This is a genomic window from Bacteroidota bacterium (genome assembly GCA_020161395.1).
Classification (GTDB): domain Bacteria; phylum Bacteroidota; class Ignavibacteria; order Ignavibacteriales; family Ignavibacteriaceae; genus UTCHB3.
This window is the reverse complement of the sequence record JAIUOE010000002.1, coordinates 344,151-367,553: the sequence shown is the minus strand read 5'-3', so window position 1 is coordinate 367,553 and position 23,403 is coordinate 344,151. Positions and strand designations below refer to the sequence as shown.

At 41.6% G+C, this 23,403-nt stretch carries 11 protein-coding genes; 6 read left to right on the top strand and 5 right to left on the bottom strand.

The genetic code is table 11. The features are described 5' to 3' along the window. Positions 1-33: 33 nt before the first annotated feature. The 5 genes from LCH52_04140 to LCH52_04120 all read right to left on the bottom strand — a co-directional run bounded on the left by LCH52_04140 (position 34) and on the right by LCH52_04120 (position 7,031). Complete coding sequence (locus LCH52_04140; protein ID MCA0387662.1) at positions 34-507, bottom strand: septal ring lytic transglycosylase RlpA family protein; 474 nt, start codon at positions 505-507, stop codon at positions 34-36. Next, positions 479-2,701 (bottom strand): adenylate/guanylate cyclase domain-containing protein, encoded by a 2,223-nt coding sequence (locus LCH52_04135; GenBank protein ID MCA0387661.1) that lies wholly within the window; start codon positions 2,699-2,701, stop codon positions 479-481. The genes LCH52_04140 and LCH52_04135 overlap by 29 nt, the downstream gene beginning before the upstream one ends. 1 nt (position 2,702) lies before the next feature. Then, entirely contained in the window at positions 2,703-5,135 is a 2,433-nt protein-coding gene (locus tag LCH52_04130) for a hypothetical protein (GenBank protein MCA0387660.1), read from the bottom strand. A 154-nt stretch (positions 5,136-5,289) separates the two neighbouring features. Further along, positions 5,290-5,967 carry a FecR domain-containing protein gene (locus tag LCH52_04125; GenBank protein ID MCA0387659.1) on the bottom strand — a complete coding sequence of 226 codons (678 nt, stop codon included), beginning with the start codon at positions 5,965-5,967 and terminating at the stop codon, positions 5,290-5,292. Positions 5,968-5,969: 2 nt separating this feature from the next. Further along, positions 5,970-7,031, bottom strand: a complete 1,062-nt coding sequence (locus LCH52_04120; GenBank protein ID MCA0387658.1) for a hypothetical protein — start codon at positions 7,029-7,031, stop codon at positions 5,970-5,972. 278 nt (positions 7,032-7,309) lie between these two features. On the opposite strand from LCH52_04120, the gene LCH52_04115 reads away from it, so the two are divergent. The 6 genes from LCH52_04115 to LCH52_04090 all read left to right on the top strand — a co-directional run bounded on the left by LCH52_04115 (position 7,310) and on the right by LCH52_04090 (position 23,402). Next, positions 7,310-9,760, top strand: coding sequence for a CHAT domain-containing protein (locus LCH52_04115; protein ID MCA0387657.1), 2,451 nt, complete (start codon positions 7,310-7,312; stop codon positions 9,758-9,760). A gap of 12 nt (positions 9,761-9,772) precedes the next feature. Beyond that, on the top strand, positions 9,773-15,391 hold the full coding sequence (locus LCH52_04110) for a tetratricopeptide repeat protein (protein MCA0387656.1): 5,619 nt from the start codon (positions 9,773-9,775) through the stop codon (positions 15,389-15,391). A 202-nt stretch (positions 15,392-15,593) separates the two neighbouring features. After that, positions 15,594-18,674, top strand: a complete 3,081-nt coding sequence (locus tag LCH52_04105) for a DEAD/DEAH box helicase family protein (GenBank protein MCA0387655.1) — start codon at positions 15,594-15,596, stop codon at positions 18,672-18,674. Beyond that, entirely contained in the window at positions 18,671-21,235 is a 2,565-nt protein-coding gene (locus LCH52_04100) for a site-specific DNA-methyltransferase (protein ID MCA0387654.1), read from the top strand. Before LCH52_04105 ends, LCH52_04100 begins: the two co-directional genes overlap by 4 nt. A gap of 406 nt (positions 21,236-21,641) precedes the next feature. Further along, on the top strand, positions 21,642-22,325 hold the full coding sequence (locus LCH52_04095) for an Abi family protein (GenBank protein ID MCA0387653.1): 684 nt from the start codon (positions 21,642-21,644) through the stop codon (positions 22,323-22,325). 150 nt (positions 22,326-22,475) lie between these two features. After that, a complete protein-coding gene (locus LCH52_04090) occupies positions 22,476-23,402 on the top strand; it encodes a phosphate/phosphite/phosphonate ABC transporter substrate-binding protein (protein ID MCA0387652.1) in 927 nt (308 codons plus the stop codon). Position 23,403 lies beyond the last annotated feature (1 nt).

The window sequence follows — 23,403 nt, the reverse complement described above, 5'->3', positions numbered from 1 at the left end:
GGGATTTGTTGTTCCAGGGGAGCGGGGTGAAAATCAGTTGTTTCCGAGGATATCCACTTTCACATCCACCACACCATCGGCGAGCATGTCAATCGATTTTGCAGCTATGTATGAAAGGTCGATTTCCCTGTCCCTTCCGAAGGGTCCTCTGTCGTTTATTTTTACGACGACACTTTTCCCGTTTTTCAGATTTGTAACCTTCACAAGGGTATTGAAGGGAAGATCTTTGTGTGCAGCGGTAAACTTGCTTTTTTTGTAAATCTCACCACTTGCAGTCTTTTGGTTCTGAAATTTATCGGCATAATAAGTTGCTTTCCCTGTAAATGTTGAAACGACCTTCAAATCGAAGGAGGCGGGATTGCTTTCAGGATTGTTTACCTCGATGTCGGGTTTGTTCCTGTTGTCGGGTATTCGTACCGTGGAGGCACAGGCAGTGATAATAAGGGAAGAGGCGAGAATAACCCCGCCTCTTAACAAATTATTTTGTAGTGAGTTTAAAGACGCCATCCCAGTTCTCATCAGGAGGTGATTCAATATAGTGTTTCGACCTTTCGATGTAAACCTTTGAAGGTCCGTCATCAGGTTTGGTTTCGAGAGCCTTGTTGAAAAGTTCGAGTGCGCCTTCGAAGTCACGAATACGATATTTCGACATGGCATCACAGTAGTGTTGCATCGCCTTTTTTGTCTCCTCATCAATTTCAGCACCGGCTTCGGCAACAAGTTCATAGACTTTAACTGGCAGGGTTTTGCCTTTTACCACGAGCCGGTCGAGTTCACGCGTCATGAACTCCTTGTTGACGAGTTCAAAGGTTGACTCGCTGATCATGATGTGGGTGCCATAGGCTTTGTTTGCTCCTTCGAGCCTGGAAGCGAGGTTCACATTGTCACCCATTACGGTGTAATCGAATCTTTGTGTGCCACCGACATTTCCAACAACCATGTCACCTGTGTTTATACCGATTCTCACATCAATAATCGGCTGACCTTCCTCTTTCCACTTTTTCTGCATCTTTTTGATGATTTCCTGCTGGGTAAGAGCCGTTTTGCAGGCGAGTTGGGCGTGGTTCTCAATCGGAATCGGAGCTCCCCAAAAAGCCATCACGGCATCGCCGATATACTTGTCGAGAGTCCCTTTGTTTGCAATAACAGTTTCAGTCATCGCACTGAGATACTGGTTCAGGAATGCCACCAGCTCTTCCGGTTCCTTGTTCTCGGAGAAAGTTGAGAATCCTGCGATGTCAGAAAAGAAGACCGTGACAAATTTTTTCTCACCGCCAAGTCGAAGTTTATCGGGATTGGCAATCAATTCATCAACCATCGATTTATCGACATATTGTGAAAACATTCCTTTGATCTGTGTTTTCTGTCTTCTTTCGAGGATGAAGTAGTAGGCTGTACTCGAAAAATAACCGAGGATGATTCCGAGGTCAATTCCAACATACGAGAGGAGGAGTTTCTGATTGATGAAAAGAAAGTTAGAGAGCTCCCTGATTCCAAAAACCAGAAGAAAGACAAGCAAGACGCTTCCGATCTCGACGATCCAGCTCATTCGAAGTTTCAGATCTCTCAGAGATGAAGTCAGGAAAAAACTGATCATTACAAAAGCAATTATCAGGAGAACTTCAGCCCAATAGGGAAACTTGTTGATGTAGTTTCCATCGATAATGTTTTGGATGACATTGGCGTGGAACTCGACACCGTAGATAGTATTGCTTCCGCCTTTCTCATCAGTGGACAATGCAACGGGAATAACATCACGATCCTCCTCGAGTGTGGAGCCGATCAGCACTATCTTATCCTTGAACATCCCCGAATGGAGCAATCCCGAAGCAGGGTCATCCCAAATATTCAACGAAGTACCGTATTCAAGTTCCTCAGCGGTGTTGAAGACTGAATCATCAAGTACATCTATAAAATCAACATGCTTGAATGTGCGGGATGAACCGTATAGGTTTACCAGCATTGAAACATCGTCGTATTTTGGAATCAGATTTTTCCCCAATTTAAAGTGGTCACCTGAAAGTTCGGAAATGGTAAGCGGAGAGAGACCGAACCACTTGTTTAACACTGCAAATGAGAAAGTGGGGACACTTTTTTTGGAGGTCTGGGAATAGGCAAAGGGGTAGTAACGGCGGTGAACACCATCGTTATCTGCTATCACCTGCACGATTCCGATCGAACTGTCGACGGGGAAAAGGAAACTTCCGTAGTCTTCCTTCAGGTTTTCGACCTCAACCTGTACATTGCCTCCGGTGTTTTTGTTCTCGTCGAAAGTCTTGCCGGCGACCACCACATTGTGTTTGGCGAGAATGGCATTTATCAATGTGGAGTCATCTTCATGGGAGAAGATGCTGGAACTTTCCATAAGAAGGTCGACGCCGATCGCTTTTACACCGGCATTATTCAGGTTATTAATTACACGGGCGAAAAATTCACGGGGGTAGGGCCATTTTTTATACTTTTCGGGCATGCCCTTAAAAGTATTCCGGGTTATCTCGAGTATAATAACATTAGAGGTGCTGTCCTTGAACGGGACAGCACCTCTTTTTGTAAATTTCTCATCAATTTGCTTAAGTTCAAGCTCTTTGATGGGCTTTATTGAGATAAAAAAGTCACCCGTGAGAAGAATTGTCAGAAGTGCAACAACTGCTGCTGTGGCAAGTTTTGTTACGAAACCTGACTTGTTTTTCCTGGGTTGCATCTTACCTCAATTCATATCTTGTTGTTAATCCAATGATAGAATCATTTGCTATCGGAATTGTGACATTTCTTACAGGGTCAATTATATCACCACTGTTCAGTATGTATCTTACCTGTAACTGCAGAGAGAAATTCTGAAGCACATAATAAAGAGCGCTCACATCGATTGCTGTTCTTTTTGCATCTCCGAAAGTGGGGGAGACTGAACCGTTTAGAACGAGCTTATTCTGCATGAGATAATATTTTGCTCCGGCAACAAGTGAAGTGATGTTAAAGTTGACTGTCGGTCTTCCCGGTCCTTGAACAATCTCGTTATTACTCATATTGAGATTCAGGAACGACTGTAAATATTTACTCCACTCGGTCGAGTAGTTAAGACCAAGCATTGTATTGTTCGCATCAAACTGGAAAATAGTGTTGTCTTTTCTGCTCGAAATTGAGGCATTTGCAGAGAGATTGTGGTTGTACCCGGCGAAGAATCTGTAAGTTACCTGCAATCCGAATCTGTTTGTATAGTCATCAATACCGTAAGTTCTTCTTTGAAGATCCGGGTCGGTACTTAGGATTCCATTGTTGTTTTCATTTCTGGAGTAGGAAAGTATGATTCCGGGCAGATTGAAAGCGGGGTAATATGATACTGATGCATTAAAATTGGTGAATTTGGTTGTCGCAAATTTGGTCTTGTTTCTGTTGTCTTCGAGTCTCTCGTATCCGAGGGAGAGGAACATCTTGTTGTCGAGCAGAGAGACACGGTCGAAAAGATTAAATCCGGAGACATCGGTTCTAAGATAATTATTACCGAAGGAGATGTAGTCGAATCCTCTGCTTATGTATGAACCTTTGAAAAAATTGTTGAAATAATTGAGTGAAAGGCTTACTTCATAAGCAAGGGAAGAAAGTTCATCCGGTTTCAATGGTGAAAGGAACTGGTTGAAAGTGATGAACCGGCTGATGATGTCTTTAATATCCTTTATCTGACCGGCATTACCACTGAATGCACCGCCGGGACCAAAAACCTTGTCAATAGTCGTGTCGGCAATGTTTCCCGTGGTGATATCCTTGTTGACGACGGAGAAGGCTCCCTGAGCATAGAGTTGAATTCTGTTGTCGTCAAGGTTCAAAGCAAAGTCAGCGCCTGCAACCACATTTTCCTGAGGTTGTTTTGTATACTTTGCAGTAGCAATATCATCCTTGGAATGAAGATAGGTAAAACCAAGTTTAAAGGTTTCTCCTGCAGTAAAGTAAGGATTTACAGCAAGAACATCCCTTTTGAATGTTCCCTGATTAACCCTTGCGATTCTTCCGTCAGGGAGTCGCTGGATATCAGAGCCCAGAAGAGATGTGTTTGGAGGTAAAATTTCGACAATCCCTCCGTCTATTCCACGGTTTATCTCGCCATAGGAAGCCTGAACATTAAAGAAACCTGCATGCACGCTTCCGGTTATACCTCTGACTCTTTTACCGTTCATGATCAGTGACTGATATCCGGGTGTATAATCTCCACCGATTACTCTGAAATACTCGTTGTAAATTCCGAGTTTATACCTGTTGTACGGCTGAAAGTAATCTTTTTCTTCAGAAGTGGCGTAAACCTGCAGATCGGCATCAAATGCACCATAGGTGGCTTTACCATCGATGGAGATGTTATTGTACCAGTTGTTCACTTCTCTTACATTTTCGTTTCGGGACTCACCTCTTACATTCAGGAAATATTCAAAAGGTGTGCCCTGAATTCTGTTACCGGCTTTTTCCTTTACTTCAAAACCGGCAGAGTAGGCATGGTAGGCTGAACCGTCTTTTTTGTAGAGTTCCACTCTGAAAGAGTTCAAACTTCCGGTTTTAAGATTTGAAACGAGCTTGTCACCGGCAAGAATAATAAGATCTTCGGCGATAAAAAGCTGATCTGAGAGATCGACTCCATTAACGAAAAAACGGGTTTTACCTTTGTCAACCTCATCGCTGGCTTTCAACAGCGAAATGGTTACCAGAGCCTCATCGGTCGTCATTGGTGTGCCGGGTTCTGGGTTAAGGAGTAAAACTTCACTGTCTTTCGCTGACTTTGGTTGAACCTGTACATTCAGATATGACTGCATGACAGCATCGACAGGATAGGTTTCTTCACCACCGCTTCTTATTTTGATTATAAAATAATATTCGAGAGACGGCAGTCTTATTTCGTCAGCACCCAGATTTATGCTTGCACTACCACCCGAAAGGTCCATCTCTTTTTTAATGAATTCTGTTGTGCCAAATACACGATAAGCTATCGTGATATCAGAAATTTCGCTGATATTGGTCAGGTCCGCTCTTATGGTGAGATCAGAGCCCTCTCTGGCATCCGTAAGTGACACACTGGTCACAAAATTGCTTGCCTGTGCAAAGATAACTACAGGCAGGAGCAAAAAGAAACTGATTTTGAAAAAGTAATTTAACATTCTATTAAACCTCCGGGATATTGATGAAACGGGAGTTGGGTAATTTCTTTAACGGTTCATGGAATTTACAAAATAGCTAAAAAAAAACAAAAAATAAAAGCCGCTTTTACATGGTTCTAATATGAAAAGCGGCTTAATACTGAAAATATATTCTTTAGTTTTCCAGATATTCGATTACGATGTCACCTTGTGGTGTTTTTATCACCACTTTTTTGACATTTGACCTGTTCGAATTCTCGAATCGTTTTTTCTCGGAGTCCGTCATTTCTCTCGGTTTAAATGACCCTTCCGGGGTTACTGTAACAGTCTGGTTCTCTTTCAAATCTCCCGATTCCTGTCGTCCAAGCTGGGCTTCGCAGAAGAGTTGTCCTTCTTTCAAATCGACATTTGTAGTGTCGCTACCCACTCCAAAGAGGAGCCATGTACCGCGGACCGAAGCCACGAGAGTCGGTGATTTGAATTTGAAATCCTGCTGATCCTGTTTGGTTACAGAGGCATTTACGGCTCCTTTATCAACATCTACTGTTTTGGAGACATTTTTGTCTTTCTTGAGGGTTGATATTTTAACCTGTGAATTCTCTCTTACCTTAAGCACCGAGTTATCGGTAAACTTGACAACGACGAGAGATTTCCCTGAAGTCTTGATCATATCTTCAGAGTTGAGAGCCTGTCCAACTTTCAAATCGGTCCACTTCCCTGAAGAAGTCTTGTATTCGGCGGCGTTAACAACCTTCGTAACAACAGCAGCAGGTGCATTAACCTCTTCGGTTGCTCCCGAGAAGAAGAAAACAGCAACCACGAGTATGGATAAATTTAGCAGATATTTTTTCATATTTAACTCCCGGAACCTTCGAGACGGATATTGATCAGCATATCCGGGTTCGCAATTATCATGTTTAAGAGATTAAGGAATTCGTTCAAATTCAGGTTTTGTCCACCATCGCCCTGATAACCGGTGATTGAGGCTCCATACTGTGTAAGGAACTGCTGCAACTCGGGAGTAACCAGGTTTGGTGGCAGGAATGACAGAAGATTCATTATCAACTGTGAAACAACTGATGACTGGGGATTATTAACATTCCTGATCTGGAAAAGGATTATGTTACTGTTCAATTCCTGATTTGTACCTGCTCCGGGAATGATTGCCGTTACTCTTACAACAACGAAGTCACCCGGTCTCCAGGGGTTTGCCGACTGGAGTACTGAAAGGTCATTCAGTTGAGTGACAGGTCCGACATCAACATTATTGATACATGGAGTACCGTCTTCAATTGCTGATTCGAGCGAAGGTGGAATGGATGTCAGTCTGACGGCTTTAATTCTGTAAGACTGTGCACCGATTACCGGGTTCCATGATGCAGGCACACTGTTTTCGCTGTAAGACATCAACTGTACCGGAGAGATAAGAGCGAGGGTTGCTGCAGGGTTTGTGAAATCCCTGGTTTCTGTATCTGAAGCAAGTAGAACACCTTGTGCATTATAAAGTTCGATGGTAATTCTGTAGCTTCCTACCGGCACACCTTTTTTAAGAGCCTCGTCGATGAGGGTTTTGTTGGAATTTTCTTCCTTGACGGTAATCTCCGAATTACACAATTCGTTGCTGTAGAAATCCCTGATCGTGAAATTATCGCTGGTCATTCTATAGACTTCATCGTAACTTGTCTGATCAATTTTTTTCCAGGAGAAGAAAGCTTTTATGAAGCCCTGCTGACCTTTAGGATCAAGCCTAACCTGAAACACTTCCGGTGCTCCGCACAGATCTTTTGCATTAATGAATTGTGTAAGATCTACTGTTGGCAGCGGATTGAGTATCTGTATATCGACTCTTGGTGCCTGCGCTGCCGCGGACAGAGTCATAATTACAGAAAAGATGAATATAGCCACTCGATTTCTCATGGGTCCTCCGTTGATAAATAAACTTAAGGGAAACTTTTTGCTCGTAGAAATGTAATAGAGTTTGAATTCTAAATAAACTTTATTAAATTGAATTCTAAATTACTCCATCTACGATCAAAAGGAAATAATTAGAATCTCTGTTGTTAAAATAGTCTTTAATCTTTCCTTGATCTGTGATTTAGGCACTTCAAAACCGTTTAATTGCTTTGGATCACAAATTAAGGTAAAATCAAATCTTGTATTACTCAATTTAGTAAAAAATCTGAAACTTTTCCAACATGAAAAAAATTTTCTTTTTTATTCTGGTTTTTATTCCCTTGCTCGAAGCACAGACGGGAGAGGCGGGGAAACTTGTTGACAAGGGTTATGCACTCCTCGAAAAATCGTCGTGCAAGGATGCCGAGAAGGTTATTTTTGAGGCTTTCAAGGTTTCGGAGAAGGAAAAAGACAACTACAACAAAATACGGTCGGTAAAGTTACTCGGAACACTTTATTACAATTACAGGGAGCTGGAGGCTGCTGCAAGTTTTTACAGACTGGCTGTAAACCTTTTGAATAAAGCTTTTAACCAGCCGTTATCGGGCGAAATTGAGACTGAACTCTACAATATAAAAAACAATCTTGCTATCACCCTGATGGAGACCGACAGAAGATCAGCGTATGCCGGAAAGATTACCGAAGCCGAAAATCTTTTTATGGAAGTGCTCGATTTTTATGAGAAAAAGGGGAATAATGACGGCAGACTCTCTGTGCTTCTGAATCTCGGAATACTTTACAGACTTGATGCATCTGCCGATCCTGACAACAGCGATTACAATCAGGTGCTGAATGACGCTTTAACCACCCTGATAAAAGCAAGAAACCTCTCCGTTTCCACACTGGATGAAAACCTGAAGACAAATATTTTGTTTAATCTTGGCATTTCATTTCAAAGTACCGGACAGCTTGACAGTGCCGCAAAAAATATCGAGATGAGTATCGAGGGATATAAAAAAAGCGGTAATAATTACTGGAAGGCGATAGCATCTCTGAGACTCGGTTACCTTTATCTTGAGATGTCGGACAGAAAAGAGAACGGTGAAATATTTCGCAATAATGGAATTAATTTATTAAATGAGAATCTCGCAGTTATAGAGGAGTACCGCTCCAAACTGGATGACGAACGGGGGCGGGCAGTATTTCTTGACAATCTTACTTATTATTATGTCCTCCTGATCAACGAACTCTATGAGAACAAAGATTTTGAAGCTATGTTCAATCTTGCGGAGAAGGTGAAATCCAGATCCTTCATTGACATGTTGTCCACCAAAGCATCCGGAGTGGAGGAGAACCTCCCCGCTGAATTAAAGGAAGTGCTGTCGAGGAAAAGCGAGATCGAAACAGTTTTCAGGGATTCGTTGTGGTTATATTTTGAAGAGGACAAAATCGGCAAATTTACCTCCCTTCTCGATGAATACTCAAAAATCTATTCGAAGAAGGAGGAATTGCAGCCGGATTTGAATCTCCTTGTAAGCGAAGAAACGGTTAAACTGAAGGACTTCCAAAAGCTGATCGATGAAAAAAGTGCCGTTGTCGAATTCTTTATTGGAAGGAACGCATTTTACACATTTCTTGTAACCCGGAATTCGATCACGGTTTCCAGATCCAAACAAAGTCCAAGGGAAATCGATTCACTCGTCACGAAAATTATTACTGACATAAATCTTTTCCCGAACAAGAGGGGGGAATTCACCGAACTTCAAAAGATTCTGAACAGAAACGATGACTCGCTCGACAGTCTCAAGCTCGCTGAGATGTGGTATGCTTCAGATGCGGACAGGGTTCTTCAACTCGCTCTGTTTCAGCTCTACAAGACCATAATCGGTGATCAGCAGGACAAAGACCTCGTTAATTATAACAGAGTAATAATAATTCCTCATGGTTTCCTGCACGAGATGCCATTTGCTGCGTTGATCTCATCGTTCAAAAATCTTGACCTCACAAAGAAACATCATGTAGCGAGACCGACATACTGGATTGAAGAAAAAGAGATACTGACTTTACCCTCCGCTTCTTCACTTCCGTTCCTTCTGAAGGCAGGAAAGACCGACGAAGGAAAGATTTTGATTGTGGGTAATCCCATCTATCCAAACACGAAATTCTCACCCCTTCCCTTCGCGGAGAAAGAAGCAAATGAAATTTCGCGGCATTTCGACAAAAATAAAACCCTCCTGCTGATAAATGAAGCAGCAACCGAATCGGTGATAAAGAAAGAGGCGGGGAAATATGACATACTCCACTTTGCCACGCACGGGATTTATGAGGAGGATGCACTCAAGAGTCATCTCATGCTAACCAAAAACGCAAGTGACGACGGATACCTGAGAGCCTCGGAAATATTTAAATTGAAACTTAATGCGAATCTCGTAGTATTAAGTGCATGTCTTTCCGGAAGAGTTGGAGCTTTCGGCGGTCACAAATATCTGACAACTGATGATCTTACCGGGCTCACCCGGGCGCTGCTCTATGCCGGAGCTGCCAATGTAATGGGTACGCTTTGGACTGTGGACGACAGATCAACCGGATTTATGATGGAACATTTTTACGAGAAGTACAAAGACGAAAAAAAGCCACTTCTCTTCTCGATGAGAGATGCTCAAATAGCCGTTTTAAACAATAAAACGAACAAAGACTGGAGTCACCCATTTTACTGGGCACCATTTATCTTAATTGGATCACCCGGCAAATAACGAGGAACTGAGATGAAAAAGCGAGTTTTACAAGTTACACTTTTATTCTTTATTGCAACCATAATTGTGGTCTCAGGCTACAAACTGAGCTCTTCGCCCGTCAGCGGCAAGGAGACCAAAAAAGTGTCTGTAGCGGAGGAAGAACATTCTGCAAAAGGGCTGCTGACGGCAGAATCTCAAAAGGAAAGTTCCGATTCACTTCTAAAAATATTCAACCGGGCTCTTACAGCTTTCGACTCCACAAAATACAATGTTGCCATAAATTTGTGGCACTCCACACTTCAGGGTTTTTATCAGGAAAAGGATTATGAAAATTATGTAATCGCCATTAACAATATTGGCGTGGCATACAATAACATGAAAAGACACGAGCTCGCTCTCGACTACTTTCAGCTTTCTCTCCAAAAATCGAAGGAATTAAAACTCAACAAATATGTTGATACATATTACGACAATCTCATCTACTATTATGAACAATATATCGCCGGTTTCAAAACAGAGGACCTGATAATTGACGCAATAAATTATTTCGGCAAGGAGAAAGATGCCACACTCCTAGAAAAATATGAATTAAAACTTCCTGATTCCAAATCTCTGCTTGCAAGCGCAACCGCAAAAATACAGGCATTGGAGCAGGAAATAAAGACTGAAAAGAACAAAGCTCAAATTGCTGAGTCTTACAAGACTCTCGGTGACATGTATTCTTACACAGGTGATTTTTTAAAAGCAAAAGAGAGCTATCTGGAAAGTGTCAAGCTGGCAAAGGAATCGAATATCGATTCCACCCTTGTGAATGCCATGACGATGATGGTCAATCTTGACATGCTTGCCAGGCATTTGAAGGATCCGAAATACAAGGACCTTTGGAAGGTTTCATCCACAGAGACCGAGAACAGGGTGTTTTTCATCTCCGACATAAATTACATTACTGCCGACTCCCTGATTGCCACAGTTTTCGGCGGGAGATATGATAACATGGTACCCGGATCTGAAGTAAATGTGTGGGCGTGTGTATATCCTGAACTTCCCGACCACGATGTTTTCAGTCTGGGAAAAGGAAGGGTACTCGATGTTGGTGATTACAAAAGCAAAATCGGGATTAAGTTATTCGACGGTGTAAACAAGAACAAAAAACTTTTTATTGTAGATCACGCTTACATTCCGGTTGCCAGAAAAACAGGTTACTCCACACCGCTTCTCGATGTTGCGAAGTCAGAAATCGTATTCAGGGACAATTCCCAAAATATTTTATACAGTTACGGTGTACTGAATTATCTCGCAGATCCATTACTTGATGCAAAAATTCTTGAAATATTTCTCGCTGATTATCCTCCGATTTACAGTATCATTGATGATCTCGTGAAAGAAGACCCGGCTTATCAAAAACCGGCAGAAACAGGTGAGTTCAAAGGACTTACGGTAGACAAGGCGATCAGAAAATCCGATGTGGAGACCGTAAAACACTTCCTCTATTTTATAAAAGATTTCCCCGCCAAATATCTCGGGCTCTCCTTCAAATTTATCGAGTCCTACTTTTCATGGATTTCCTCTGATGCCATAGCGGGCCAGACCAAACTCGCTAATCTGATCCTGAAAGCCAGCGGTGAAAAGGATCTGCGAAAAATATTTGAGGTCGACAGCATTTCAATCGCAGATTATGACATTCCCGGAAAGTTTGCAGATTCCACAGAAGACCTTTACCCCAAGGGACTGATGGATGAAGCAGAGAAATACTCCCTGGCTGCAACTTTATTTGCAGACTGGTTGAAAAACAACGATAAAATCAAGAGAGTTTACCTTGCAAGAGGTCTTTACCTCAAGGCAAAAGGTGACATGGCAGGAACGGAATACGCCTACAAGAGAAGTCTTGAGTATGCACGATTAGTAAAAGACACATCGTATATAGCTATGAATCAGCATAATCTGGGAATATTATATTCCGATCTTGAGCAATATGAAAAATCGATAGCATATTATGACAGTTGTCTTGCAATCAGGAAAAAAATGGTTGCCACCGAACCCTCCGACTGGCTGTGGGAGAGACTCGGGGGCACCTACTGGGGAAAGGCATACTCGCTCGCAGGCATGGACAAGTATAAGGAGTCTGTCGAGTTTTATGAACTTGCACTTGCGTCCTACGACTCGAGCAAGGGGACATCTGTTTCCGACGACAAGCTCACAGTATTAAGAAATATTGCCGATGTCTACTCGAAGATGGGTAACTATCAGAAATCGCTCGATATCTACAAAAGAGTCCACGAACTCAGCCTGATTACGGGTAACAAAAAGAAACAGGCACAGAATCTTTTCGACATGGGATATACCTATTTCGAACTCGGAGAATACCAGATTGCAATCGAGAACTATACAAAAAGTTACAATCTTTATCTTGAACTTGAAGATCTTGACAATGCGGGTCTGTGTCAGTCGAACATCGGGCAGGCACTTTGGAATCTCGGCAAGTTCGATGATGCAATAAAAGCCCACAACAAAGCGATTGAACACCGGATAAAGACAGGAAACCTGGCAGATCAGGCTTTCTCTTATTCAAAAATCGGGTCACTCTACAGCAAACAGGGTGATCCCGGCAAAGCGATGGAATATTTTGACAAGGCTGTCGAACTTTACAAATCACAAAACGATGAAAAAGGGATGGCAGAGGTGTATGATAACATCGGTGCCATGTACAAATATTTGAAAGATTTCGAGAAAACATTCGACTTCTTCAACAAGAGTCTCGCCATAAAGGAAAAATCGAAAGACAAGTATGCAATAGCGGAAAACTGGTTTGAACAGGGGCTTGCCTACATGACATTCAACGATGTGGCTAATGCAACCACAGCTCTTAAAAAGAGTCTGGAACTCAACCTTCTTGTGAATGACAAACTCGATGCCATCTACTGTATGATAAACCTTGGTCAGTTGCAGTATGGTTACCGGAATAATTTTGATACCGCTCTTGTGATATTCAACAGTGCCCTGAAAATGGCGAAGGAAATCAGCAACAATTCCCCGATTGCTTACTGCTTCAAGCAGATAGGTCTACTCTACTCTGAAACCGGCGGATCCGCCATTTCGGGTAAATATCTCGATTCAGCACTTGCGATTTATGAATCGATGCAGGAAAAGGCAGAGATCGGGAATGTCCTGATAAATCTCGGTTCCGCATCAATTGCCGGAGGAGAGTTTGACAAGGCACTCGGTTACTTCCTTAAGGCAGAGGCTGTGGCGAAGGAAATGAACAACAACAACCTTCTTGGTGATGTCTACCTCTATAAAGGTGATCTGAACCGTGTTTTGGGTGAGTACAAGAAGGCTCAGGCGATTTTCGATACCGCCTACAGCTATTACGACAAGATCGACAATCCGTGGGCTCTTGCAAGCATTTTCATTTCATACGGGAATATTTACAACTCTCTTGGTGAATATCAGCTTTCGATCGATAACTATTCAAAATCTGACAGCATATACAAATCGCTCGAAAACGACTATTACAGAGCGACACCTCTGAATAACATGGGAACCGTCTATTTCTGGCAGGGTGACTACGCAGCAGCACTTCCATATTTCCAAAAGTCACTTTCGATACTCGATTCATTGAAATATTTCGGTGATTTCCGGGCGACGGTTCTTTCAAACATCGGTGAGGTGTTGTATGAACAAAAGAAATATGATGAGGCAGAGAAATTCCTGATAAAGTCGATCGAACATGCCAAGAAAACAGGTGCAAAAACATATCTGACCACTCCTTACGGACTCCTTGCATCACTCTATATCGATACCAAAAAGACCGATCTTGCAGAAAAGTATGCGAAACTTGCATATGATCTAAGTACCGAACTGAAGGACAGAAACGACCTGATGTACAGTTCGCTTGTGCTCGGCAGACTCAACTACATCAAAAATGATTTCAAGTCCTCCAATAAATTTCTTGATAATTCAATTAAACTCTCGCAGGAGCTGGGGACAAACAAGCTGGTCTATCACTCCTACTATTATAAAGCCCTGAATTTTCAGCAGGAAAAAAATCAGGATTCCTCAATTTCCTTCCTTAGAAAAGCAGTGAATGTACTTTCTGACATCCGGGGGAAACTTGTGGGAGGCGACAAGGCTGCCAAGCTTTTCTCATCGGGTGATTTGAAGGTAAAAATTTATGAGGCGCTGATAAACGCCTTCATCCAAAAAGGGCAGTTGGACAGTGCTCTCTATTATCTCGATATGAGTTATAATGAAGGGCTGAAAGAGCAGTTTGGAAATGTAACTCCAAAATTTGATGACAAAAACCAAAACGAGGCGATAGAAAAAGAGAAGGAACTGAAAAATAAAAAATCGGGTCTGGAAGAGGAGCTTCAAAAGGAGAAGTCGAAACCTGCAGAACTAAGAAACAACGAGAAAATTGCGAGTCTTGAGGCAAGTCTCGAGGTAGCTGAAAACAGTTATGTTGAATTTATAATGCAGACAGTGCAAAAAAATCCGGGTCTCGACGATTATTTCAAAGACAACATTAACCCTGTAAGTTTCCTTGAGTGGCAGGAGTTCATCCCCGATGATGTTGCGGTGCTTGCCTACCTGATGGGCGACAACAACCTCTACATTTTTGGTGCCACTTCCGACACAGTCGGTGCTGTCGTGATGAACATCAAAAAAGATGAACTCGAGCAGAAACTCGTTGAATTTTACTCGATGCTGAAGGATTCCTATCCTGCAAAAGAGATTGGTGAGGTTGATCCTGACACCTACTCACCTAAAAATAAAAGCATGACGATGGAAGATGAAATGTATCTTGCACCGCAGAGAAAGCTTGCGATGGAGCTTTATCAGATGCTGGTTCAGCCCGTAAAATCGATATTCAAGGGGAAGAAAAAGCTTTGCGTTGTCCCTTTTGGAAAGCTCTATTATCTTCCGTTTGAAACTTTGATCTCCTCGCAACCGGGTGAAAAAGTTAAGTTCTTGCTGGAGGATCACCTGTTGTTCTATGTAACCTCCTTCAAAGTATTCTCCCAAAACATGGCAAAAGAAGCCGTTCCGTTCAAACTGATCGCATTCGCCAATGCAGATAAATCACTTCCTTCTTCAGAGAATGAAGTAAACGGATTGAAAAAACTGTTTACCGATGCAGAAATCTATTCAAAAGATGATGCCACCGAGGAGAAAATCCGCTCTCTCGCCAAAGGACAGTTCAACACTCTCCACCTAGCAACCCATGGAAACATGAACTATGGTGAAATAACCAAGTCGTTTCTGACCATGGCAAAAAAAGGTGCCGGACAGGATCCACTCTCCGACGGGCAACTGACAATTAACGAGGTGTGGGGATTGACGAACCTGAGAAATTATAAACTCGTAACTCTCTCCGCCTGCAAAACAGCAATCAGTGAGGAATTTGCCAAGGGCTGGCTTGTATCTCCAGCAAACGCTTTCCTTAAAATCGGTGTGCAAACAGTCGTAGCTTCCCTTTGGCAGGTGGAAGACGAGGCAACCTCCATCCTTATGACAGAGTTTTACACCAACCTGAAAACGATGTCAAAGAGTGAAGCTCTTCAAAAAGCCAAACTTAAACTGATTAAGAACCCCAAATATGCATTTCCATATTTCTGGGCTCCTTTCATAATGGTGGGGGACTACAGGTAATCCAATAATCCAATAATCCAATAATGCAGTAATGCAGTAATGCAGTAATGCAGTAATGTTGAGGTTTGGAGATTTGGAACTTCAGAGATTCGGGGTAGTTGCATAAGTTTGCTTGAATTTTGTTTGAGAGAGGTTGTTAAAAATTAGATAAAATTTCCTAATTTGAGATGAAGAAATTTGATTTAAATAAGCGGGTGAATACTTGTCAAATCCAATATTAAATTCTCCATACGAAGAACCAAAGTGGCACTACTATACTAATCTTAACGGCACTCTCAATTACGAAGAGATCATGCCGGGCAGAAGACCTTTCTCACCCGAAGTTCCTTCGGTTCCTTTTGCCGATACCAACCAAAACAATCTCTTTGGTGCTGAGTTAGCGGATGATTACTCGACCCACATCATTAACAGGTTAAGGGAAGAAATTAAAAAATGGAGGCAGAATGGATATCACGGGACTACCCGTATATCTAAAGAGCTCCTCGACTTTTGGTTTAATAACCCCGATCGCATCTCCACACACAGATTGTTTTTTGCACAGCAGGAAGCGATCGAAACAGCCATCTACCTAAATGAAGTTGCCCCGAAAGAGAATTTTGGAAACTTTGTTCTGTCGGAACTTGAAAAATTCCGCTCTGTTGAAATGCCTGATCCTGAAAACAGGTTTGAAAGAATTGCTTTTAAGATGGCAACGGGTACAGGAAAAACGGTGGTAATGGCTTGTCTCATTCTTTATCATTATCTGAACCGTCACGAGTATAGAAATGATACCCGTTTTGCGGATAAATTTCTTATCATTACCCCTGGAATTACCATTAAAGACAGGCTTGGAGTCCTCTTTGTTGATACCATAAACAGGGGGATAAAACGAAAAGATTATTACAGTGAACGAAATCTCGTACCAAGACAGCATGAAGCCCTCATTAATGGATTGAATTCCAGACTTACCATTACTAACTATCACGCTCTCGAACAAAGAACCCTTCAAGGAAATAAAAAGACTCCTTTCGACGGAAAAAAAGATATTTATGGAAATGCCATGGATTCGGGGAATCTCGAAGATTTTGGGCTGACACTTCGCAGGTTGCTCGGTGAATCCAAATCGAAAAACAGGCTGCTTGTAATAAACGATGAAGCTCATCACTGCTATTTCCCCAAATCAAAGAAAAAGACTGAAGATAATGAGGAAGTAAATGAGAATGTAAGAGCGGCAGTATGGTTCACCGGAATAAAAGAGATATCAAAAAGGTTTACTTTGCAAGGGGTCTATGATCTCTCTGCAACACCCTACTACCTGAGAGGATCAGGTTACCGGGATTACAGCCTTTTTGGCTGGGTTGTCACAGATTTTGGTTTGATTGACGCGATTGAGGCAGGACTCGTTAAAATCCCATTTCTGCCGGTTTCCGACAACTCACAGGAGCTTGAAGAAAGCAAACTTCGCAATATCTACGAGCATGTCAGAGATGAGCTCCCGAAAATGGGGCAAAAGAAAAGGAAATCGGAAGCAAACAAAGACGGAGTAAAACTCGTTGAAGAACCTCCGAAATTGCCGTTGCTCGTACAAACAGCTCTTTTTCAATTTCACGATCATTATAATAAATATGCTGAAGGTTTGCGAAAGGCTTATGAGGCGAAACAGGATCTGCTTACTGCACCTCCTGTTTTTATTGTAGTCTGCAACAACACTTCTGTATCAAAAGAGGTCTATAAATATCTCGCCGGTTATGAGTTTACGGATGAAAAGGGAAATCTTCAGATAGCTCATGGCAAATTCGAAGAATTTAATAATTTTGAGATTACGGGGCTTGCAAAAAAACGCCCGCCAACTCTTCTTATCGACAGCGATGCCCTTGAAGATTCGGGACAAATCAGTGATGACTTTAAGAGAGTTTTCAAATCTGAAATTGATGAATTCAAAAAGGATTATGCACAGCAACACGGTGGTGGAAGCATGGAAGATATCACGGATGCCGAAATTCTCCGTGAAGTGGTTAATACCGTGGGTAAGCCTGGGAAACTTGGGGCACATGTAAAATGTATCGTTTCGGTTTCCATGCTGACTGAGGGGTGGGATGCAAACACAGTTACGCATATCATGGGATTAAGGGCTTTCGGATCCCAACTGTTATGTGAGCAGGTTGCCGGCAGGGCACTAAGACGCTCAAATTATATTCTGCAAGGTTACGACAAAGACGGGAATCCTGTCGATGATAAAAGAAAAATTGTTGTGGAAAAATTCCCTCCCGAATATGCCCATATCATAGGTATTCCTTTCAAAATGATGAAGGGAGGAACTACATCACCTCCTGTTGATCCCGGTGAGATCACAATTATCACAGCCATCCCTGAGCGGGAGGAGGCTTATGAAATTGAGTTTCCCAATATCATTGGTTACAGAATTGACAGGGGAACGGATGAAATCAGATTCGACTTTTCTGATGTTTCCGATTTTGAAGTTGACGGTACAAAATATCCGACTGATGTAACTCTGCAAACTGCCTTTTCTCCCGAAACGAGCGGTTTGACCCTTGAAGAGTTCCTAGAAAAAAGAGACCAGGAAATTATTTATGACATCACCAGAAGTCTGATCAAGTTCCATTTTTCCGAGGAAAATGGCACCCCATATTTTGAACTGTTCCCGGCGTGCAAGGAAGTGGTTTCTAACTGGTATGAGAATAAAATCAGACTGATCGGAATCACGGAAAAGAAATACAGAAAACTGGTGTATCTGTTCGAGCCAAAAGTGGTTGTCGACCATATCTTCAGAGGCATCAACACCCACCGTAATAACTCCGAATTTATTAAACCCGTGCTTAATTTTTATAACAAAATTGGCAGTACAAAGTATGTTCACGGCAGGACAAGCAAAGAGGTTTACAGAACCGTAAAGAGTCATGTAAACTTCGTTATTGCTGATAGTGACTGGGAAAAAATCGCTGCAAAAGCACTGGATGAAATGCCTCAGGTAATTTCCTATGTGAAAAACAACTTCCTTTCTTTTCAGATTCCTTATGTAAAGGAAGGGAAGGAGAGAATCTATTTCCCTGATTTCATAGCAGTATGCAACACAGTATCCGGGGAAACAATAAATCTCATCATCGAAATTACGGGAATGAGCAAGGATAAGGATGGAAAAAAATGGTTCGTTGAAAACAGATGGCTGCCGGCAGCCAATTCGATAAAAGACAAATTTGGATTCAATACATGGCATTTTATTGAAATAGCCGATGAAATAAGAGATATTAAAAACAGACTGACTGAAAAATTAGAGAGTTTATGATGGCAAACAGAATTGATTCAATAAAACATAAAGAAGAAAAACGGCTGCTGATCCCCTCTACTGAGGAAGCAGGTTTGGAGCTCGCAAACGATGCTGTGGAAAACGGTAAATCCCAACTTGAGATTCCTCTTAATCCCGTCGTAACACGGGGTCACGACCCTGAACTCTTCTGGATGAACAAGTATGGTAATGATGACAGACAGAATTTGCTCAAGGTTGACATCCGAAGCCTCTACAGACATGAACACATAACACCAGAACTGATAATTAAAAATCTTTATCGCCTCAAACATTCCGTTAATGAAGAGGAATCTCTTTTCAGCATCAACGAAATGTTTGGAAACATGCTGGACAGGGATGAACTTGACAAAATCAGTTCCTACTACCGTCACTTTGACGGCTGGACCAACCGGTTGATTCAGGGGGACAGCCTTCTTGTAATGACCAGCCTTCTTGAAAGAGAAGGAATGGCGGGCCAGGTACAGACCATTTATATCGACCCGCCTTACGGAGTAAAATATAACAGTAACTGGCAGGTAAAACTCAATAGTAAAGATGTAAAAGACGGAAGTGATGAAAGTCTCGCCGGTGAGCCGGAAGTTATCAAGGCGTATAGAGATACCTGGGAGTTGGGAATTCATTCCTATCTCAGTTATCTCAGAGATCGTCTACTGGTTGCGAAAAATCTCTTAAAAGAAAGCGGAAGTTGCTTTGTTCAAATTTCTGATGAAAATATTCATTTAGTAAGAAATTTGTTGGATGAGGTTTTTGGAAGCGAAAATTTTGTCAGTATCATACCATTTAGAAAAACTGTTGGAGCGACCTCAGAATTATTACCCGTAGTAAATGATTACATAATTTGGTATGCAAGAAAAAAAGATTTGATCAAATTCCGATCACTCTATCGTAGAAAAAACATCGGTGAACGAGATGTCAAGTTTAAATGGTACGAAAAGGGTAAAAATTTGGTAAAAATATCAGATTTGGGAGAAGATGTACAACTTAATCCAGATAATATTGTGGCCTTGGATGATCTTACATCCCAAGACCCCTCTCCGACTGGAGGATTCGGGATAGATTTTCAAGGTAATACTTATTATCCGCCTCAAAATAGACACTGGCGAACAACTAAAGATGGTATCGAAAGACTATTAAATTTGGACAGAATAGTAAATTCTGGCGAAAGATTGTTATTTAAGAGGTTTTTAAGTGATAGGCATCTATCGGAAGAAACAAATTTTTGGTTTGATACTGTCAATTCATTCGAGGTCAAGGACTATGTAGTTCAAACCAATCAACTTGTTATACATCGTTGTCTCATTATGTCCTCAGATCCAGGAGATCTTATCCTTGATCCAACTTGTGGGGGTGGAACAACCGCATATGTAGCTGAAAATTTGGGAAGAAGATGGATTACAATTGATACAAGTAGAATTGCGCTGAATATCACAAAGCAAAGATTACTTACTGCCAACTTTCCGTATTATAAACTATATGACTCAATTTCAAGAGACATCAGGCAAGGATTTGTCTATAAAAAATTCCCTCGAATAACTCTAAAAAGCCTTGCAAACAATGAACCGCCTGAGACAGAGATCCTTTATGACCAACCGGAAATTGATAAAAATCTTATGCGAGTAACGGGACCATTTACCGTCGAGACACTTCAAAACTTTGAACCACTTTCACCGGATGATTTCGCAAAAGAAAAGAAAGCGGGAGACAGTTCAACATTCGAAAATGTTATCAAAGATCATCTGCTTTCTGCGGGTATAAAGAACGGCAGAAAAGACGAGCACGCAAAATTTTCAAGAGTCGAACTGCTTGCCGGAGAGTATATTAATGCAGAGGGATTTTACAATACAGGTACAGGGGAGAGAAAAGCATACTTTTATATTGGTCCCAAGTTTGGAACAGTAAGTAAAATGGCTGTGAATAACGCAATAAAAGAGTGTCGCAGTCTGGGAGATGCAGACTGGCTTGTTATCCTTGGATTCAGTTTTGAAAGTGAAATTGCCAATACACAACAAACCATGAGCATGGGCACTTTCGAAGTAACAAAGGTACGGATGAACGATGATCTGTTACAAGACGGCCTAAAAAAGAAGCCTGCCAAATCTGCAGCATCTTTCATCACCATTGGTGAACCGGACATCCTTGTGGAGGAAGAAAACGGCTTTGCAACTGTTGAGATACTCGGAGTGGATATTTACGATCCCATCAGCGACAAAGTTAATCCCCGTGATTTGCACGACATTGCCTACTGGATGGTTGATGACGACTATGACAGCAGCAATTTCGTAGTAAAACAGATTTTCTTCTGTGGCGGCAACAAAGATGAGTTCAACAAATGGAAAAAAGGCTTAAGCAACCTTGCCAAAGAAGGCACCCGTAAAAAAGTAGAACACACCCTCAGAATCGAAATCGATGAGGAAGCGTTCGACCGTCTCTACGGTTTCCGCTCACACCCGATCAAAATAAAAGAAAACAATCACAAAATCGCCGTCCGGGTCATCTCCCAATTCGGGGAAGAGACCATGAAGGTTTATAAGGTGAGGTGAGGGGATCTTTTTGAATGCAATCTGTTTAATAATATATCTTCAGTGAATTTATGACTCTCGAAAGTTTACTTTTTGATCAACAAGATTTGGAGGCGGTTGACGAACTGATTGAAGTTATTCAAACTCAGAAAAAAGCTGTTTTCATTTTGGGACTGAATTCAAAAGACCAGGATTTTGGACGGTTAATTCCCCGGAATTAGGATAAGTTAATTTTCAACACTAGTCGATTTAGATTTTTAGGTCATTTACAGTTTGCAATTAGCTGGCATAATTTGAATTATCATCAAGAACAGAACTAAAATACCCTTTAAAAACGAAAACCCGATAGCTTGAATTGCTTCAGGGGCTACCGGGAATAATTTCGACTGCAAATATAACAAATTAAAAGGAGTTTGTCAAGTTTTTTATGCGTTATAATGAATTTGAAAGAGTAATGTCGAAAACGAGGATGCAGCGATACTTGTTCTCTGTTAGTGGAAACACAAAAAAAGCAATGAGATTGTATAGATTGAATCTGACATTGTCTCAGGAACTATTTACCATAATAAGTTGCTTCGAGATAGCACTTAGAAACTCAATCGACCGGCTTTATATAAGTCAACATGGCTCTGATTGGCTAAGGGACTCGATTATGCCCGGAGGTATTTTTACTTGTCAAAAATGTATGACAACGGCAAATATTATTCAAAAGGCTTTATCAGAGATTGCACCTAATTATAAACATGAAAAACTTTTGTCTAAAATGGATTTCGGTTTTTGGAGATATCTTTTCGCACAACCTCTTTATAATGCGGGAGGAAGGGTATTACTCAAGGTCTTCCCAAACAAACCTAAATCAACTCCAACGATGAACATTGATAATTCTGCTGTTTTCAATAAAATCGGGCTAATAAATGAGCTCAGGAACAGAATAGCACATCATGAGCCTGTTTGCTTCCGACCGCACCATAATTCCATCAGTACTGCATTTTCTCGTAAAAATTATGATCTAATAAAAGAACTTTATCGATGGATGGCAATAGATGAAGCTTCGCTTCTTTATGGGATCGATCATGTATTGAAAGAGTGCGACAGGATAGACTCCCTTTGATATTACCGGAATGGTGTTAATTTTCTCCCAAAAACGGGTGGATTTAATTTCTTAACAATTTCTTAACATTGGAATTTTTCAGGATTACTTTGTCAGGAGAGGAATCTAAGGCATATTTCGTGATTGTATTCTTTTTTTTTTTGATGAAATATGAAAATCTTACGAATCCTTTTATTCCTTACACCTCTGCTTCTTTTTATCGTGGTAACCACGCAAAGGGAGTGGGGGAAGTACAGCACTGAGCTCGGTTCCAAGAAGAACCCGATCAAGCTTTTTTTTACACCGTCTGTTGACGCTAAACAGATAACCACCACTGCAAAGGAGTTGCTCGAGTTTCTCCAAAAGGAGACGGGTTACTACTTCACATCCGCGGTGCCGGCTGATTATGTAACAGTAGTCGAGAGTTTTGGAAGCAATAAAGCCGATATTGCGGTAATTAACACCTTTTCCTATCTCATGGCGAACAAAAAATATGGTGCCACAGCGCTTCTTCGAATTGTTCGAGACAATGGAGAGGCGTTCTACCGGGGTCAGATAATAGTGAGGTCTGACTCGGGTCTGGATACCATCACTGACCTGATGAGCAAAAAAATTGCTTATGTCGACCCCTCCTCAACCTCCGGCTACATCCTTCCAGCCGCACTTCTAAAAAAACATGGTATTGTCCCCTCAGATTCGATTTTTGCAAAAAAACATGATATAGTTGTCTCAATGGTTTACCAGAAACAGGTGGACGCAGGAGCTACATATTATTCCCCGAAGGATGAGACAGGTCAGTTGAGGGATGCAAGGGAACGGGTGGTAACGCAGTATCCCGATGTATTTGAAAAAATAAAAATTATTGCTCTCACCGAACCAATTCCCAACGACCCCGTAATATTCAATAAAAGCATGCCTGAAGAAATGAAGCTGAAGATTGTAGATGCTTTCCTGAAATTCGTATCCACCAAGGCAGGTCAGGAGTCGTTGCACCGGATTTATAATGTTAAAAAACTGATACCAACAACTGACAAGGATTATGACGGGCTTAGAAAAATTCTTGACGACATCAACTTTAAAATCGAGGGGGCACTGTGAC